The sequence below is a fragment of the Bacillus sp. AC266 genome, assembly GCF_979253805.1.
The window spans coordinates 472,863-491,563 of record NZ_CEEDEC010000003.1; the positions used below are offsets into that span (position 1 = coordinate 472,863).

Genomic DNA, 18,701 nt, shown 5'->3' on the forward strand with positions numbered 1-18,701 from the left:
AAATCTGACAACAAAATAAGTTTGCACGAATGCAAATAATTTTCTTGACAAAAACAAACTTCATGTCAGAAAACCTCACATGAAATCGATTCCTTACTAGTGATTGATAGGTTTTTAAAATACTGTTTCATTACGTAAAATTCCATCATTTCCCATGTTTTTTTAAAAAAAATATAGAAATTGATATCTTTTTCTATACATTCAAGAATTTTAAATTTATGACAAACACTACGAAAAGATACTAAATTCCGACAAAACTTAGCAAAATTATAAAATTTTCTTTACATTATGATTACAACGATAGACACTCTTCTTCTTATGATATATAACATTCATAGGGAAAGGAGCAAGACAACCATGAAAAAGAAATTTGCAGCATTTAGTGTTTTAGCAGCTGGAACGATTTTCGTTTCCCCGTTACTTTCACCCGTATACGCTGAAACGAATGAGAATAAATTATCTAATATTCAATCCGAATTAGAAGGCAAACAAAATGACTTACAAAATAAATCAGCTGAGAAAGAACAAATAGAAAAAGAAATCCAGGAATTACAAAAGAAAATCGACGAATTAACTACTTCTATTAATAAAAACGAAGCTGAATTAAACGATACAAAAAAAGAAATTAGCAACACACAGCAAGTTATTACTGAAAAAAAGAAACATATAGAGCAATTACAAACGAATATAGATACACGGCAGGAAGTTATTAAACAACGACTACAATCTATGCAAGAAAAGCCTCGTACGAGTATCATTACAGAAGTAATAACAAGTTCTGCAAATATTGCCGATCTTGTTGATAATATGTATTCTGTAAGTTTAATTTTAAATAACGATACAGATATTGTGAAAAAACAAACAAGCGATCAAAATGCTGTGACGACAGAAAAAGAGGCTGTTGAGAAAAAAGAGCAACAACTGAAAGAATCTGAGCAAAAATTAGAACAAAAACAGCAAGAATTACAAAGTAACCAACAACAGCAACAAACTTTTATTAACGATCTACATACGAAAGTAGCAAAAGTAGATTCAGAGATTGAAGGGTTAGAAGAATCAAAAGGCATTTTAGAAAACCAGCGTCAAGCTGTTCAAAAAGCAATTGAAGAAGAAAAACGTGCAGAAGAAGCGCGTAAAGCTGAAGAGGCACGTAAGGCTGAGGAAGCAAAAAAACAGGTAGCCGCTTCTGCTAAAGAAAGCACACAATCCGCACCAACACCGCAAGATACGAACAAAGGTGGATTTATTAAACCTGCCGCTGGATCGAAAACTTCAGGATTTGGTACACGTTCTTTAGATAACCATAAAGGAATCGATATCGCAGCTTCAGGAACAGTGCCAATCGTAGCTGCTGCAGATGGCGTCGTTATCCGTTCAGAATTATCATCTAGTTACGGAAATGTTGTATACTTATCTCACCGTATAAACGGAAAAACATATACAACTGTATATGCACATATGAGTAGCCGTTCTGTATCTAATGGACAAACTGTAAAACAAGGCACTCAACTTGGATTTATGGGGAACACTGGCCAATCATACGGACAACATTTACACTTCGAACTTCACCTTGGGGAATGGAATGTCGGTAAGACAAACGCAGTTGATCCATCTCCTTATATCGGATTATAAAAAACTCGGTGCATACCGAGTTTTTTTTACTACTTCACACTTTTTAGGCGTTTTACATAAACTACAACTAAATGCCTATATTTTGCGGGGGGATAAATATGAATACACAATTACAAGAAGAAATAGAAGAAGCTAGAGAAACATACATTGGCCGGCTATTTACATTCGGCGGCTCAGCGTTATTTTTAATTGGATCATTTATCGCAGTTGTCACAGCTTATAAAGCATATAATCGCTTATTAAATACTTCTACAACACAATAAAAAGACGGAGAATCCACATCTCCGTCTTTTTATTATGCAAACATTTTAAATACACCTATCGCATTTAAAAATACGATAATTACAGTTACCGGAATAACATAACGAAGCAAGAAGAACCAAATATTAAACAATGTTTTCCCTTTCGTTTCCGTAACTTCTAATTCTTTCATTAATAGCTCTTTACTCATTTTATTTGGTACAAATAACGAAATGGCTAGTACTCCGAGTGGCAGTAATACATTACTTACCGAAAAATCGACGAAATCAAAGAATGTCTTACCAAATATTTTCACATCACTCATAATTCCAAACGATAACGCTGATGGGATTCCAACTGCAAAAATAAGAATACCAATTAATAACGAAGCTGATGGACGCTTCTTCTCATTATCTTTCGCAACAGATGCTACTACAATTTCAAGCATTGAAATCGCAGATGTTAAAGTCGCAAAGAAGAATAAAACTAAAAACATAATGAAGAAAAATTGTCCAAATGGAATTTTTGCAAAGACAGCAGGAAGAACGATAAACAGTAGTCCTGGTCCTTCTGTCGGTTTAACTCCTAATGCGAAAATCGCTGGAAAAATCGCTAATCCTGCAAGTACTGTAATAAATACAGTTAAACTTACAATAGATGTTGCTGATTTAGCTAAATGCTCTTCTTTCTTTAAATACGAACTATACGTTACCATTACCGAGGCACCTACCGTTAGTGAGAAGAAAGATTGTCCCATCGCATATAAAATCGTATCTGCTGTAAGCTTTGAAAAATCTGGTTTTAAGAAGAACTCTACCCCAGCCATAGCACCATCAAGTGTTAACGCACGAATAATGATAGCAATAAATAAAATGAATAATAACGGCATCATGTACTTACTTGCTTTTTCTATGCCTTTTTCCACACCTTTACTAACAACAAAAATGGTACAAAGCATAAAGATGAATTGCGCCCCAATCGCACTTACTGGATTTGAAATTGTTTCAGCAAACAATTGTCCATAATCGACTACTCCGTTCCAGAAACTACCTGTGACACTATAGTATAAATAAAGTAAAATCCATCCACCTACAACACTATAAAAAGATAGTACGCTAAAACAAGTAACAACCCCCATACGACCAATCCAAGGATATAACTTGCTATTCGGTACTAATACTTTATAAGCTGTAACGGCCTCTTTTTGAGTACTACGGCCAATAACAAATTCAGCTAAAAGAAGAGGCATACCAATAAATAAAGTTAATAGTAAGAATACAAGGAAGAATGCGCCTCCTCCACCATTACCTGCAACATATGGAAACTTCCATATTGCACCAAGACCTACTGCGGCTCCGGCTGCTGCGAGTACAAAGCCAATTTTCGACGTCCATTGCTGTGTTTCTTTCATCATAAATTCTCCTTTTCTGAATATTATAACTTTTATCAATTATACACTTTCATTTCATACTCGCACACCTCCTTTAGAAAATAAAAAAGTCCCCTACACGCAAATATGCATGTAGAGGACGATATATGTAATAGAATACCGTGGTACCACCTCAATTGGATCAATAAATCCCACTTGTTCAGGTACAGGAAAATTCCGATACCCTATCCTTTTAACGGCGGAACCCGGGTTGCCTACTGCAATGTTCAGCATACCTCTCGCAAGCCCATTCTGTATATTTTATCGTACCGGGCTCACACCTTACCCCAGCTCTCTGAACGCATCAAATATACGTACTCTTCTTGCTCATCGATTTCATCTTTTGAAGTTACTTGTGATTATAAATTATATTTTTATATTTGTAAAGCACAATTCACTCACTATCCTATATAAATTCCCCTCTCTAATTCTTGTAAAAAAAGCTCTCTTTTTTGTTCACTTTGAACATATATCGACTTTAATACTTCTTGTAACAATATATTTTTTTGCCTTTTCTCTACTTGTAATTCTTTCACTTTTAGTCTAACTTCATATAAAAAATCAAGATACGCTTCATACTTCTCATCATATTTATTTGCGATATCATCACGAATTTTTTTTGCAAGTTTCGGACTTGCCCCTCCAGTAGAAACAGCTACATTAAGTAATCCACGATGAATTGCCGCCGGAAAATGAACATTTCCACTTTCCGGATTCGTAATAACATTTACCAATTGATTCACTGCGGCATCTTCAGCAATTTGTTCATTTAGTACCGAATCACTAGTCGCTGCAACTACTAAAAAAGCATCTTTAATATCACTTTTCTCATACTCTCTTTGATACCAACGAATTTGCTTTTCTTCTACAAGTTTCACTAAATTTGCATCTAATTCTGTACTTACTACAACAATATCCGCACCTTGTTTTAGTAAAGGAATAATTTTAAACCCCGCTACTTTCCCTCCACCAATGACAACAATACGTTTCTTATCAACTCGCACTGTAAGTGGATACATATTGATCTCCCTTCAATATTTCCTCTGTTTTCTGAATTAACATCTCTCGAAACGCTACATTCTTTCCTAAATAGGGACTTATTTTTATCTCTTCCGACTCATATTGACGCACTTCTTTCTCAACATGTTTCATGAGTAAGCCTGTAAATAATAAGTAAGGTAACACAACAATGTTCCGTTCTTTTTGTTCTACAATTTCTTTCAACTTCTCATCAAACTTCGGCTCTGCGGCTGCTAAATAACAAACTTTCACCTCTTTAATGTTCTCTTCTTTTTGAAATAAAGAAGAAATCCACTTTATGTCTTGTAAAGTTTCCGGATCACTACTCCCTCTTGCAACGAGCAAAAGTGTTACTTCTTCTTTATAGTCTTTAATACCACTTCCGTTATATACCGCTTTTACAAGCACTTCTGATACACCAAATGGATTACCATACACTATTTTGATATCCGGATATTCCTCGTTTAACTTTCGTAATTCAAGCGGAATATCTTTCTTTACATGTCCTGCCGCTAATAAAAAAACAGGAATAGCGACAATCTCTGTAGCACCACGCTTCACACATGTACGAAATCCTTCTTCAATAGAAGGATTCGCTAGCTCTAAAAAACAAATTTCTTGAATATTTGCCTCTACACGGTTCATACATGACGTAATAAATGCAACCGCTTCTTCTTTTGCTGCTTTCAAACGGCTTCCATGACATATATATATAACAGCCTTCATTTTACAATACTCCGCTTACTTGATATGCATTTTCCGTTTGTTTCTCAAACCAATGTATCTTTTCTCTAAAACGGACAACTTCTCCAATAACAATCATACTCGGATTTTGAATTCGTTCTTTTTTGGCAACATCTACAATTGTTCCTAACGTCGCTGTAACAGTACGCTGCATAGATGTCGTTCCCCACTCAATGATAGCGGCAGGTGTACTTTGATCTTTTCCATGTTTTATTAGTTGTTCACATATGTAAGGTAAATTACTAACCCCCATATAGACCGCTAATGTATCTACACCTTTCGCTAAACTTTCCCACTTCACTTCCTCTTCAGCCCCTTCTTTCCGGTGCCCTGTCACAACAGCAAAACTTGCACTTGCATCGCGATGCGTTACTGGAATTCCAGCATAAGCAGGAGCAGCTATACCAGCTGAAATACCAGGAATAATTTCAAATGGGATACTTTGCTTCGCTAACGCTTCAGCTTCTTCTCCACCTCTTCCAAATACAAATGGATCTCCGCCCTTAAGTCTCGTTACAACTTTTCCTTTTTTCGCATATTTAATAAGAAATGTGTTAATTGTCTCTTGCTTCATCGTGTGATAATTTGGGAGTTTCCCGCAATAAATTAAATCCGCTTCAGGCTTTGCATGAGAAAGCAATTCTTTATTTACGAGACGGTCGTACAATATAACATCAGCCTTCTCGATGCATCTCAACCCTTTAACAGTAATTAAATCCGGATCACCAGGACCCGCCCCGACGATATAAACCTTCCCCATAATCTCTCCTCATTTCTACTATAAAATGAAACTTCCACTCTTAATCACGAATGGAAGTTACTATTATTTCGTATTACATGTTCTCTACTCATGAATAACAAATGCCGCCCCTTTTCGAATCTTCTTTTTTTCAAACAAAGAAATCTCTTTCACTTCTGGTAACGGTAAAAAATGTTTTTCAAGCTCAATTTCCGCAAGCTTAAATGCCTGTTCTTCACTCTGAGCAACGACAACAATTGGAACAATACTATTTACTAATACAGCTTCAAATCGATATAAGTCCATATTGCCCCTCCTAAGATGCTATTACTTCTTCTAATACACGATTTAGTACAATTTGTAATTCTTCCACTCCAACACGTCCTACGAAATCATAAAACGTTTCGGCTAGTAATTTATTCTTTTGGAAATAACTTAAAAAGGACACGAGAACATCCGGCAAATCTTCTCCATCTATTTTCCCTTTTAACTTTTCGTTATATGCTCCTCCGTCTAATAGTGTTCCGCCCACATATATTTCAAACGCCTCAACGATTCCCTTTTCCTTCGTTTTCAGTTTTATCCCTTGCAAACCAATATCAGCAATTTGACGTTGACCACATGAGTTCGGGCATCCTACCATATGAATTCGAACTGGAACATCGAGTGCAATTTGTGTATCTAAGTACTCTGCGATTTTGCGTAATCTTTCTTTCGTTTCTACTAACGCAAGATTGCAATACTCAATGCCAGTACATGAAACCGCATGACCGATAAACGATTTCGGATTTGCTGAAATTGCTTCAAACAACGGTTCACTTAATAATCCTGCAACATTTTCTGGCGGAACATTCGGAATAATGAAGTTTTGAGAGTTACAAGTTCGAATTTGCCCGTTTCCATATTTCTTTGCAATTCTTGCAATCTCAAACATTTCCTCTGCGTGTAAACGCCCTACTGGTACATTAAAGCCGACATACTTTAATCCTGCTTGTTTTTGATCTTGAACGCCATAAAAGTATCCTGCATTCCAGCCTTTGAGAGCACTTTCCCCTTTACTTTGCAATGGGCCTGTGTATTCTACTAGTTTCTCTTTAAATTTCTCAGCGCCCCAGTCAGCGACAAGAAATTTCAAACGTGCTAAGTGGCGTTTTTCACGATATCCAAAATCACGGAATATAGTAGCAATTGCAATCGACACTGCCTTCACTTCTTCTGGTAAAACGAATACATCTAATTCTTCCGCTAAGTACGGACGAGCTGATAATCCTCCGCCTATTTTTATATGAAACCCAACCTTTTCCTCACCATTTATTTCTTTCGTAGCAGGTGTAAACGCCACACAGTTAATCTCTGCATTTGCTGAATTATAAATGTTAGAACTAATAGACATTTTGAATTTACGTGGTAGATTAGAAAACTCTTCATTATGTTGGAAGTAATCGTATGTTTCTTTAACAATCGATGTTGTATCAAATAGTTCATTCGCATCAATTCCAGCAAGTGGATTTCCTGTGATATTACGCGTAATATCACCGCATGCCCCCGCTGAAGATAAACCAACTCTAGCTAACCTCTTAAAAATATCCGGAATTTGCCCAATTTCTAACCAATGAAACTGAATCGCCTGTCTTGTCGTAATATCTAACACATCACGCCCATAATCTTCAGCAATGGAAGCCAGCACCTCTGCCTGCGCATTTGTAATAATTCCAGAAGGAATGTTGACACGCATCATAAAATAGCCCGATTCTTTTGGTCTTTGCAAATACAATCCTGCCCATTTAAAAGCGTCCCACTCTTCTTTCGGAATAGATTCAAATCCATTCTCCGCATAGTAAGGAATATCATTAAAGATTTCTAATCCATCTTTTTCTAATTTCTTTTTCTCGGACGGATTCAATTTTTCATTATTTGCCCATACTTTTTCATAAGTCATTTTTAATCCCCCTATATAAAACTACGCTCTTGTAAGTATTTCACGATTTGTTCTGCACATTCTTCAATAGAATACTTGTGCGTTTCTACAATTAATTCTGCTTGTTTTGGTTCCTCATACGGTGAATCAACACCAGTAAACTCTTTAATATCACCTTGTCTCGCTTTTTTGTATAACCCTTTTGGATCACGTTTTTCACACTCTTCAATTGGACATTTTACAAACACTTCTATAAACTCATCTGCCGCTAATAAATCCCTAACTTGTTTTCGATCTACTTGAAATGGTGAAATAAACGCTGTAAGGACAACAGTACCTTGATCTACAAATAGCTTCGCCACTTCGCCAATACGTCTTATATTTTCTATACGATCACTTTCAGAAAAACCTAAGTCTTTATTTAAACCGTGCCGAATGTTATCCCCATCTAGCACATAATTTCCTATATTCTTTTCAAATAGTTTACGAGCAACCGCATTCGCTACTGTAGATTTGCCCGAAGCTGATAAACCAGTAAACCAAACTACAAAACTGTGATGCCCATTCTTCACTCTTCTCTCATCTTTTGAAACAGAAGCTGTATGCCAAGTAATATTCGTATCCATCTCATTCTCTCCCTATTCTGTTACTACTTCTTTTTTCAAACCTTTAATTAGCACTTCCACTACTTCTTTACGACTAAATGTACTTGGCGGAATCTCACCATTCCTTAACATTTCTCGTACTTTCGTACCCGATAAAATGACACGGTCTTCTTTTCCATGCGGACATGTTTTCGTTGAAGCCATTGCTTCACATTTCGTGCAGTAAAAACTATGTTCAAAAAATAACGGCGTAATCCCTAACTCTTCTACTGTAAAATTCGTAAAGATTTCCTGCGCTTCATATGTTCCGTAATAGTCCCCTACCCCAGCATGATCACGCCCTACAATAAAGTGGGTACAACCAAAGTTCTTTCTTACTAGTGCATGAAATATCGCTTCCCTTGGTCCTGCGTAACGCATTGCTGCAGGAAATACACCTAAAAAGACACGATCTTTCGGATAATAGTTTTGAAGTAATACTTCATAGCTTTCCATCCTTACATCAGCAGGAATATCATCTGACTTCGTTTCCCCAACGAGCGGATTTAAAAAGAGACCATCTACAATTTCAAGGGCAGATTTTTGAATATGCTCATGGGCACGATGTACTGGGTTTCTCGTTTGAAATCCAACTACTGTTTTCCAACCTCGTTTTTTAAATTCTTCTCTCGTTTCAATTGGATCTAAATGATAAGAAGGAAACGGATTATTTCCAAAGCGTTTTGTAAGAATAATAGCTCCTCCAACGTAAACGTTTGGTCGTTCATATAATTTTTTCACCCCTGGATGTGCTTCATCCGTCGTTTTATATACAAGTAACGCTTCTTTTTCTTTATCTGGTACAAAAATATCTTCTATTTGAATAACACCATATACATTTCCGGCGTTGACAAGTTTTACTTCCTCTCCAGCCTGCAGTTTCTCGGCTACTTCTTCTGTTACCGGTAGTGCAATCGGTATACTCCATACGCTACCATTTGCTAAACGAAGCGTTTCTACTACTGAATCATAATCTCTCTTCCCTAAAAATCCTGTAAGAGGGCTATATCCTCCTGTCGCCAAAAGTTCTAAATCACTAAGTGCAATTTTGTCCATCTCGATTTCCTTTACAATGTTCGATATTTCATATGTTTCATCAATGCGGTTTACTAATTCATTTGTTGTACTCATCTTCTTATATCCCTTCTTAGCTTTATTTCAAAATCTATCTCATTGAAAGTGAAGGCCACATTCCGTCTTCATTTTCCCAGCCCATCTTCCATCTCTTGAGTTGCCACCATCACCTACAGGTAATGTACATTTCTCACACCCAATACTCGGATAGCCAACATCATGCAATGGGTTATACGGCAAACTATGTTTATATACATATCGCCAAACTTCTTTCCAAGTCCAATGAATGAGCGGACAAACTTTAATAGATTGAAAACGACGATCTTGATTTATAAACTGTGTATGCTTACGCGTTTCTGATTGTTCCCTTCTTAAGCCTGATATCCACGCTTTTTCCGCTGCTAATGATTTTTCTAACGGTAAAATTTTTCTAATACTACAGCAAAGATTCGGATTACTTTCCCATAACTTCTCTCCATGAAGCTTCGCTTGTTCATCGAGTGTAAGTTCTGGCTGTTTTTCTATAATATTTAATGAAGGAAATCTCTCGCGTACCTTCTTAATTAATTCGTACGTTTCTTGAAAATGAACATTTGTATCCAAAAATACAACTTTAGCAGATGGATTTACTTGGTTTATAAGATGCAATAAAACCATTCCCTCCACCCCAAAGCTACATGCATATACAATTTCATCTTTATATTCGTTATAAGCCCAACTTAATACTGATAGCGCGCCTTTCGTTTCATCTTCTTCAGAAAATGAAACACTATTTTCTTTCCACGTTTCGTACGTCAACATGTTTTTTCCCCCTGTAAAAGCAAAAAGACGGCTTTAACCTATTAAAAATAGATTAAAACCGCCTCTAGTTTTTCTAGTCAGCGCTTTTTACTTTAAACGAACCTTTTCACTTTTTTCTAATTGAATCACTTTTCCATCTTGCACAACAATTGTAATGGAACCATATTTCATATCAGCAAGCATCGCTTGAATTTTCTCAGATACTTCATCAAAATGCTCCCGTACGCTCACGCAAACAGCCCCCCTTTTTATTCATAAAAAAAATCTTTCCCATTTCGAAAAGACTGTTCGGTAATATATTTTACCTTATCTTTCAAAATGGATTCCATTTTGCTGGATTTAGCACCTTGCTTTCTATAAGCAGGTTGCCGAGCTTCGTAGGGCCAGTTCCCTCAGCTTCTCTTGATAAGCTTTGTATTTGTATTTTATCACAATTCTGATTTTTTTCAATCCTAGTTTTCCGATATATTTAATTATTTTTATTTTTTTAAAAGGAGCTGCCTTTACTAGACAACTCCTTCTTTCTCATTCACACCAGCTCTTTAATACGTATGCGATCGTTCCCAATGATATTTTCATATGTTTCACGTTCTACGACAATTTGTGACGTCCCGCCTTTTGCAAAGACGACAGCTGGTCTACGAATACGATTATAATTATTCGCCATCGAGTACCCATATGCCCCCGTGCAAGAAATTGCTAGTAAATCAGAAGAAGCAACTTGCGGTAAGTTAATATCCCAAATCAGCATATCTCCACTTTCACAGCATTTCCCAGCAATCGAAACGAGTTCCTCATTCTTATCATTCCCTCGATTCGCCAACATCGCCTCATAACGGGCTCCGTATAGAGCTGGTCTTAAATTATCTGTCATTCCACCATCGACTGAAACATATTTCCGAATGCCAGGAATCTCTTTCACCGCTCCGACTGTATAAAGTGTTGTTCCAGCATCACCTACGATACTACGACCTGGTTCAATCCATATTTCTGGAAGCGGATATTCACATAATGTAAACTGCTCTCTTATCGTACTTGTTACAGCGTGCACATACGTTTCAAGTGTTAACGGTGTATCTGAATCCGTATAACGTATACCGAAACCTCCGCCCACATTTAATACTTTCATCACATAATGTGTTCGCTCTCTCACTTCTTCTAAAAATTGGCGGAGTACTTCAATTGCTCGAACAAATCCAGCCGTTTCAAATATTTGTGATCCGATGTGCGAGTGAATTCCTAGCACATTATAATTTGATTTTTGCAAGGCAAGCTCAATTGCTTGCATCGCTTGACCATTTGAAACACCAAATCCAAATTTCGAATCCTCTTGACCTGTTGTTATATATTCGTGTGTATGTGCCTCTACTCCAGGCGTTACACGGATTAATATGTTCACAAATTTCCCATGTTGCATTGCTAAATCATGTAAGATTTCTAATTCTAAGAAATTATCTACTACAAAACAACCGATATTCGCCTGAAGAGCCATAATCATTTCTTCTTCTGTTTTATTATTTCCGTGAAAATGAATACGCGATGCCGGAAAACCAGCTTGGAGCGCAGTATATAATTCTCCTCCAGAAACAACATCTAAAGACATATTCTCTTCACGAGCTACTCGGCACATCTCCATGCACAAGAACGCCTTGCTTGCATATGCTACTTGATAAGAGAAACCACTTTCTTTAAAAGCACGATGAAACGCGCGGCACTTTCCTCGAATAGACTCTTCATCGTATACATAAAGTGGTGTTCCGTATTGTTTTGCTAGCTGCGTCGTATCGCACCCACCAATTTCTAAGTGTCCTTGCCCATTGATTCGGCTTGTGCCGTGTAAATACATTTAAATTCCTCCCTTATTTCCTCTAAAACTCATAACCCCAATCTTCTATTCATTGCAGCACGCTTTTAGATAGACAAAAAACGCGCGGAACAATGTTCACACGCGTTTCTTATTAGGAAAAATATATATTGAAAAAATAAACGAGTTGTTATCTCCTCAAAATAAGAAACCGCATCAACATCTCCAAATAGCTCTTCATAAAATAAATCTTATGACAGTACTACATTTATTCAATGCAGTCCCAATATATGAATAAGATGGTTATTCTTATATTTCGGCAATAGTCCCTTTCAACCTATGATCACAGATTCCATTAAATCTCCCATAGCTTACTCTTTCCTATCGCGGCCTCTACCTTTGAGAGTAGATGAGGTAAGTCTATTTAATTTTCAAACATCTAATTGTTGCTATTAACAATACCAAAGGACCATTTTATTTGTCAAACAATTTTTTATATTGTTTTTTTACAGTTTAATTTTGTATCATTTGGTAAGCGCTTTACTGAAACCTTTGTCACTTCCCATTCGCCCTCTTCGTTATTAAATGTAATCGTTACCTTCTCAAATGGTGGAACAATTTTCCCACCAACCTGTTCATACTTCGTTACTTCAATACTCGCTTGAAATAAATATGTACCACTATACACTTTTTTTAAACTAATAATTTTAGGACATTGATAAGGCTTCAAGCTCCCATATTGTTTTTCAATTGCCTTATTTATTTTTGGAAATAAAACAGAATAAAGGGCATCTTCCATAAGGGGTGCATCATATTGTGCTACCGACACACTCGGTAAAGCAAAAAGTATAACACTACTGCATACTATAAAATATAATAATTTTCGCATTATAACCTCCGTTTTATTACTCGATTCTTTTTGCGCACGATAATTATCATACATAGAAACTCCGTTTTATTGTCTCCCACTGCCCTTTTTCTACTCAATTATTATAAAAAAGCCCACAACTCTCTTTTATTTTCGTATAATGATACTCATAGTATAATAAACATAATAACAAAGGACTGTTCGTATATATAAAATGAGGCGCTAATCAAACCGGCTCACAAGAACCGTCATGCTTTTAGGAGAGGAGTATATTATGCTACAAAATCTGTTTCCAAAACTGCGATTTGCACTAGTTGCAGTCGTTTTATTATGGATAAAAACATATATTGTGTACAAGCTAGCATTTGATATTAGAATTGATAACTTCTTTGAAGAGTTTATGCTTTTTATTAACCCACTAGCTTCGTTACTTTTATTTTTTGGTTTCGCTTTACTTGCATCTAAGTACCGAAACCGAATTATTATTGTAATTAGTTTTATACTGTCATTTATTTTATTTGGAAATGCAATGTTTTACGGGTTCTATAACGATTTTGTTACTTTCCCTGTTTTATTCCAAACAAATAATATGGCTGACTTAGGGACGAGTATAAAAGAACTCTTTACGTATAAAACATTACTTTTATTTGCAGACGCAATTATTTTAATGTTTATTTCGCGTAAATTCCCATCATTTGGTGATAAAACACCCCTTTCTCGCTCTGAGAAGCGAACTTTCTTTAGCGGCGTAACAGTATTATTAGCACTACAAATTGTTGTTTCAGTTATATATAAACCACAAATGTTCTCACGCTCGTTTGATCGTCAAACTGTCGTGAAAAATTTAGGGTTATACACATATCATCTATTTGATATTACACTTCAATCTAAGTCTTCAGCTGAGCGTGTATTTGCAAGTGGAGACGGGTTCTCTGAAATTAAAAACTATACAGACTCAAAAGATAAACAAGTTGATAAAAACTTATTTGGAGCTGCAAAGGGTAAAAATGTAATTTTAATTTCAATGGAATCTACACAAAGTTTTGTTATTAATAAAAAAATAAATGGAAAAGAGATTACTCCATTTTTAAATGAGTTTATTAAAGATAGTTTTTATTTCGATAACTTCTATCATCAAACGGGACAAGGTAAAACTTCTGATGCTGAATTTATCGTTGAAAATTCCCTTTATCCGTTAGACCGTGGTTCTGTATTCTTTACTCATGCAACAAATGAATACACTGCCACACCAGAACAATTAAAGAAATACGGATATTCTTCTGCTGTCTTCCATTCAAACGATAAAACGTTTTGGAATCGTGACGTAATGTATCCTGCGCTTGGATATGATCGTTACTTTAATTTAAATGATTACGTAGGAACGGAACAAATGTCTGTCGGTTGGGGATTAAAAGATAAAGAGTTCTTTGAGCAATCTATTCCAAAGTTAAAATCTTTACCACAACCGTTCTATACAAAATTCATTACGTTAACAAACCATTTTCCATTTCTTCTAAATCCAGAAGATCAATATGTTGATGAATTTAATTCCGAAAGTGGTGTTTTAAATCGCTACTTCCCAACCGTTCGTTACACGGATGAAGCTCTTAAATTATTTATTAAACAATTGAAAGACGAAGGACTATATGATAATTCCGTTATTGTCATTTATGGTGATCATTACGGCATTTCTGAAAACCATAATACAGCTATGGCTCAGTTCCTTGGGAAAGACGCTATTACACCGTTTGATTCTATGCAATTACAACGCGTCCCTCTCATTATTCATGTGCCTGGCCAAGAAGGAAAAGTCATCTCTAAAGTATCTGGTCAAATTGATATTAAACCAACGTTACTTCATTTACTTGGTATTAAAACAAATCAATCCGTAGAATTTGGAACAGACTTATTTACGAAAGAAAAAGACCCTCTTATGGTAATGCGGGACGGCAGTTTTGTTTCGGAAGATTATGTTTATACAAAAAATATGTGCTATAAAAGAAGCACAGGTGAAGAAGCTGATTTAACACTATGTCAGCCTTATATTGAAAAAGCAAAAACAGAATTAAAATTATCCGACAAACTCATTTATGGAGATTTATTAAGATTTGATCCTAACAATCGATATAAAACCGGAACGATGACAACGAAATTTGAATAGTGTAGGAAGCAACTTTACAAAAGTTGCTTCCTTTTTTTACTTATTTTTCAAATTTCTCTTCTATACAATCTTTCACAAATTGGGAATTTTTTTCGTATGAGAAAGAAATTTATGGTATGATAAAATAAGTAAACTTTCATACACTAATTAAGAATTTATAACAGAAAGCAAGGGATCAGATTTTGTATAGAGCAGCTATTCCAAACTTATTTACGCTCGGGAATTTATATAGCGGATTTTTGTCAATCGGCTATGCATCTTTAGGATATTATAAATCAGCTGCTATTTTAGTACTGATCGGGATGATGTTAGATAGTCTTGATGGTCGTGTCGCTCGTTTATTACGCGTTGATTCACAAATGGGAAAAGAGCTTGATTCACTAGCGGATGTTGTAACATTTGGCGCAGCACCTGCTGTTTTAATGTATTACACATCTTTTTCCAACTATGGAATCATTGGACTATACATAGCGGGATTATTCCCTCTGTTCGGAGCATATCGCTTAGCACGATTTAATGTAACGCCATCATCTACTTCTATGAAATATTTCACTGGAGTTCCGATTACTGCAGCAGGAGGGCTTGTTGCTTTCTTAACATTATTTTCACATACCATTCCAAAAATTGTTCTCATTACCGTATTCGTAACGTTCGCATTTTTAATGGTGAGCCGTGTTCGTATCCCAAGTTTAAAAGATGTACCAATTCCACGATATAGCATAATTATTACACTATTTTTAGTTGGAATTATTATCACAATGTACCAAACAAGTTTTGGCAACATTTCTGTTTTCTTATTCATTGCCATTCCACTATACATTTTGTATATGTTATCTCAATTTATTAGACAAAGACCTTCTAAAAAAGCGAATAAAGAAAAATAAAAAAACCTTCCGAAATACGGAAGGTTTCTTTTTTATTTTGTAACTAATACTTTTTGATTTACAGGTGTTACAGGTTCTTCACCATTTAATACAGCTAAAATATTTCTTACTGCCATTTCAGCCATTGCATCACGTGTTTCGAATGTTGCATTCCCCACGTGAGGAGCAAGTACTACATTCTTTAATCCTTTTAGCTCTTCTGTAATTTTCGGTTCAAATTCAAATACGTCAAGAGCTGCACCTTCAATTTCATTCGTTTTTAGTGCATGAGCAAGTGCTGATTCATTCATAATTGGTCCACGTGAAGCATTTATAATATATGCTGTTTTCTTCATCATTTTAAACTGTTCTTCATCAATCATATGATGTAATTTCGGATTATAAGCACAGTTAATTGTAATAAAGTCCGCTGTTTGTAATAATTCTTCCAACGTTACGTATGTCGCTTCCAGTTCACTTTCAGCTTCAGGCTTTCGATTTGGTCCTGTATATAAAACATTCATTCCAAATGCTCTCGCACGCTTTGCAACTGCCTTCCCGATTTCTCCAAGGCCAATAATTCCGATTGTCTTACCGTGTACTTCGCGGCCCAAGAAGAATAACGGTGCCCATCCGTTAAATCCAGTTGTACGACATAACGTATCACCTTCAGGAATTCTACGTGCAGCTGCTAAAAGAAGTGCAAATGTTAATTCTGCTGTCGCTTCAGTTGATACTTTCGGTGTATTCGTTACCGCAATTCCTTTTTCTCCTGCATATGTGTAATCAATATTATCGTAACCAGCACCATAATTTGCGATAATTTTCAAGTTTGGTGCTGCGTCAATAACCTCTTTCGATACCTTCGTAGAAAGTAAGCTTAAAAGTGCATCTTTATCTTTTACACGTTCTGCTAACTCTTCTACACTAATTAATTCTTCTTTATTGTACATTTCTACATCATGATTTTTCAATAATTCTAATCCGATTTCTGGAATTTTCCCTGCTACTAATATTTTCGCCACTACTAACACCTCTTCTATACAAAATATGATATCTCTTATATTTCATTGTAAGAAATCTACATATAAAAACCAAGGAATTTGATTATAGTTTTGAAAATCGACACTTTTCCCCATAAAAAAAGAGGAGATGCAACTCTCCCCTCTTTTTACGCTTTTTCTTGCGATTCTTTCCCAAGCTTCGCATCGATTGTTCCTTCTGCAACTGTATCGCTAATTTGTTCCTCAATAACTGAGTTAGCAGTATTATTTGTTTTAGAAGTATAGGCTTGATCTGCCGCTTGTACGTTTTGTTTATTTTGTTGTTTCACCATTTTTCATCCTCCTTTTCATTCTTTCTTATTTTGAACAAAAAGGGTGATTTTCATCAAAAAATCGTGTTTCATTTTGAAATTATTACTTCTTCTTCAAGCAATCTCATCGTTCTTACTCGTTTCGTAAATGTAGCTATGTGAGAAATATCATGATTGCGTAATGTCTTTATATTCTCTTCCACATACTTTCCTAAATCATTCGGATAATGGGCATCTGAGGATAGAGTAATCGGAACTCCATGCTTAGCTAATACTTGTAAATAAAGCGGACTTGGGCACATTTCGCGCACAGGATATCGATAGTACAATCCCGCATTTATTTCTGTTGCTGTATTTGTTTCCACTAACGCACGAGCAATTTCCTTATAATAAGAAAGCTGTTCATTCTCATCTAACCGGTAATTAAATACTTTTATGTTATCGAGGTGAGCTATAATATCAAAAAGCTCGGAACGAACAGCACTTTCAACTGTAGCGAAAAACGTGTGATATAAAGTATGTAACTCATGCGTACCAAAATACTCTTTCGTATCTGGATTATCAAATCCCCATCCATCTATAAAATGGACCGAACCGATTACATAATCAAAGTCTCCTAATGCTAGTAAACCTTTTAACTCTTGTTCACCCCCGATAAAATAATCCGCTTCAATTCCAAGTTTGAGCGTTATCCCTCGTTTACTCCATCGCTCTTTTGCCTCTTCAATCGCCTTTGTAAAATCATAAATAGACGTTACTCTTACTTGATCTAACCATTCTTTTTGCAGGCGACCAAGCTTAGAATCACTAATATCTACATACTTTTCATAATATCCTTTCGCTTCATGAAAACGATATAAATGATCGACAATACCAACTTCTTTTATACCTTTTCGCACAGCTTCTTCTAAATATAAATCAATCCATTTCGCTGTAAATGGACCTTCCTTCACACGTCTTTGCAGGCGTTCTTGTGTTTTCATAAGCCATTCCATAGAATGTTTTTCTTCTTTAAGCGGTTCAAAATATTGTAGCGCATCATTTATTTTAGCTAGCCACCCTATTGAATATGGTCCTTCTTCTAAATGAATGTGATAGTCCACTTTCATCCATATTCCCCCTTATAATGTATCTATTTCTCTTCTGTCCCCTACTCGCGAAAGCTTTCCATTTCTTTCTTTCACTTCTTGCATGACATCTTCTAATGGAATATTTTTTTCGGCTAATAGAACAAAACAGTGATAGAACACATCAACCATTTCTTTTACTATTTCTTCTTTATCATTATTTTTAGACGCAATAATTACTTCGGTGCACTCCTCACCAATTTTCTTTAAAATTTTATCTTCACCTTTTGAAAATAAATAATTCGTATATGATTCAGAGAGTGGATTTTTCTTTCGTTCTTCAATTGTTTCAAATAATAACTTAAGGATATCTTCCATATGT

The 18,701-nt window shown here is 35.7% G+C and carries 20 protein-coding genes, 2 riboswitches and 1 other annotated feature; of the genes, 4 read left to right on the plus strand and 16 right to left on the minus strand.

The features are described from left to right. The first annotated feature begins 357 nt into the window (after positions 1-357). Entirely contained in the window at positions 358-1,632 is a 1,275-nt protein-coding gene (locus AC0IXC_RS15635; protein ID WP_044437969.1) for a murein hydrolase activator EnvC family protein, read from the plus strand. A gap of 98 nt (positions 1,633-1,730) precedes the next feature. Next, a complete protein-coding gene (locus tag AC0IXC_RS15640; protein WP_003188170.1) occupies positions 1,731-1,895 on the plus strand; it encodes a hypothetical protein in 165 nt (54 codons plus the stop codon). Between the two features lie 32 nt (positions 1,896-1,927). Here AC0IXC_RS15640 and AC0IXC_RS15645 read toward each other — a convergent pair whose 3' ends face one another. The 12 genes from AC0IXC_RS15645 to AC0IXC_RS15700 form a co-directional block, all read right to left on the minus strand. Then, on the minus strand, positions 1,928-3,283 hold the full coding sequence (locus AC0IXC_RS15645) for a sodium-dependent transporter (protein ID WP_002140989.1): 1,356 nt from the start codon (positions 3,281-3,283) through the stop codon (positions 1,928-1,930). A gap of 111 nt (positions 3,284-3,394) precedes the next feature. Beyond that, positions 3,395-3,641, minus strand: a binding site (T-box leader). 61 nt (positions 3,642-3,702) lie between these two features. Beyond that, positions 3,703-4,320, minus strand: a complete 618-nt coding sequence (locus tag AC0IXC_RS15650; RefSeq protein ID WP_471653033.1) for an NAD(P)-binding protein — start codon at positions 4,318-4,320, stop codon at positions 3,703-3,705. Further along, the gene (locus AC0IXC_RS15655; protein ID WP_113770094.1) at positions 4,295-5,047 is read right to left on the minus strand and encodes a sirohydrochlorin chelatase; all 753 of its coding nucleotides are present in this window, start codon (positions 5,045-5,047) and stop codon (positions 4,295-4,297) included. The genes AC0IXC_RS15650 and AC0IXC_RS15655 overlap by 26 nt, the downstream gene beginning before the upstream one ends. 1 nt (position 5,048) lies before the next feature. Then, positions 5,049-5,825: a uroporphyrinogen-III C-methyltransferase gene (cobA, locus tag AC0IXC_RS15660; protein WP_002030683.1), complete on the minus strand. Its 777-nt coding sequence runs from the start codon at positions 5,823-5,825 to the stop codon at positions 5,049-5,051. A gap of 84 nt (positions 5,826-5,909) precedes the next feature. Next, complete coding sequence (locus AC0IXC_RS15665; protein WP_000366913.1) at positions 5,910-6,110, minus strand: DUF3906 family protein; 201 nt, start codon at positions 6,108-6,110, stop codon at positions 5,910-5,912. A gap of 10 nt (positions 6,111-6,120) precedes the next feature. After that, positions 6,121-7,743 (minus strand): nitrite/sulfite reductase, encoded by a 1,623-nt coding sequence (locus AC0IXC_RS15670; protein ID WP_113770095.1) that lies wholly within the window; start codon positions 7,741-7,743, stop codon positions 6,121-6,123. 11 nt (positions 7,744-7,754) lie between these two features. Then, entirely contained in the window at positions 7,755-8,348 is a 594-nt protein-coding gene (cysC, locus tag AC0IXC_RS15675) for an adenylyl-sulfate kinase (RefSeq protein WP_061675107.1), read from the minus strand. A 12-nt stretch (positions 8,349-8,360) separates the two neighbouring features. Next, entirely contained in the window at positions 8,361-9,497 is a 1,137-nt protein-coding gene (sat, locus tag AC0IXC_RS15680; RefSeq protein WP_088039038.1) for a sulfate adenylyltransferase, read from the minus strand. Between the two features lie 39 nt (positions 9,498-9,536). Continuing rightward, positions 9,537-10,241, minus strand: coding sequence for a phosphoadenylyl-sulfate reductase (locus AC0IXC_RS15685; protein ID WP_002011694.1), 705 nt, complete (start codon positions 10,239-10,241; stop codon positions 9,537-9,539). 87 nt (positions 10,242-10,328) lie between these two features. Further along, positions 10,329-10,472, minus strand: coding sequence for a YezD family protein (locus AC0IXC_RS15690; protein ID WP_000116159.1), 144 nt, complete (start codon positions 10,470-10,472; stop codon positions 10,329-10,331). Between the two features lie 72 nt (positions 10,473-10,544). Further along, positions 10,545-10,653: riboswitch (SAM riboswitch) on the minus strand. A 117-nt stretch (positions 10,654-10,770) separates the two neighbouring features. Beyond that, on the minus strand, positions 10,771-12,087 hold the full coding sequence (lysA, locus tag AC0IXC_RS15695) for a diaminopimelate decarboxylase (RefSeq protein WP_002011695.1): 1,317 nt from the start codon (positions 12,085-12,087) through the stop codon (positions 10,771-10,773). A gap of 180 nt (positions 12,088-12,267) precedes the next feature. Beyond that, positions 12,268-12,449: riboswitch (Lysine riboswitch) on the minus strand. Between the two features lie 89 nt (positions 12,450-12,538). Further along, the gene (locus AC0IXC_RS15700) at positions 12,539-12,934 is read right to left on the minus strand and encodes a DUF3888 domain-containing protein (RefSeq protein ID WP_185949916.1); all 396 of its coding nucleotides are present in this window, start codon (positions 12,932-12,934) and stop codon (positions 12,539-12,541) included. Between the two features lie 253 nt (positions 12,935-13,187). Between AC0IXC_RS15700 and AC0IXC_RS15705 the strand changes: the two genes are divergently transcribed. Further along, positions 13,188-15,074, plus strand: a complete 1,887-nt coding sequence (locus AC0IXC_RS15705; RefSeq protein ID WP_002140980.1) for an LTA synthase family protein — start codon at positions 13,188-13,190, stop codon at positions 15,072-15,074. 182 nt (positions 15,075-15,256) lie between these two features. Beyond that, positions 15,257-15,958, plus strand: coding sequence for a CDP-diacylglycerol--serine O-phosphatidyltransferase (gene pssA, locus AC0IXC_RS15710; RefSeq protein ID WP_002011698.1), 702 nt, complete (start codon positions 15,257-15,259; stop codon positions 15,956-15,958). Positions 15,959-15,990: 32 nt separating this feature from the next. On the opposite strand, the gene AC0IXC_RS15715 is transcribed toward pssA, so the two are convergent. From AC0IXC_RS15715 to hisE, 4 genes are all read right to left on the minus strand, one after another. Beyond that, positions 15,991-16,971 (minus strand): 2-hydroxyacid dehydrogenase family protein, encoded by a 981-nt coding sequence (locus AC0IXC_RS15715; protein WP_002011699.1) that lies wholly within the window; start codon positions 16,969-16,971, stop codon positions 15,991-15,993. A 137-nt stretch (positions 16,972-17,108) separates the two neighbouring features. Next, the gene (locus tag AC0IXC_RS15720) at positions 17,109-17,273 is read right to left on the minus strand and encodes a YozQ family protein (protein ID WP_471653034.1); all 165 of its coding nucleotides are present in this window, start codon (positions 17,271-17,273) and stop codon (positions 17,109-17,111) included. Positions 17,274-17,341: 68 nt separating this feature from the next. Beyond that, positions 17,342-18,361, minus strand: a complete 1,020-nt coding sequence (locus AC0IXC_RS15725; protein WP_088034929.1) for a histidinol phosphate phosphatase domain-containing protein — start codon at positions 18,359-18,361, stop codon at positions 17,342-17,344. A gap of 12 nt (positions 18,362-18,373) precedes the next feature. Beyond that, on the minus strand, positions 18,374-18,697 hold the full coding sequence (gene hisE, locus AC0IXC_RS15730; protein ID WP_002011702.1) for a phosphoribosyl-ATP diphosphatase: 324 nt from the start codon (positions 18,695-18,697) through the stop codon (positions 18,374-18,376). Positions 18,698-18,701 lie beyond the last annotated feature (4 nt).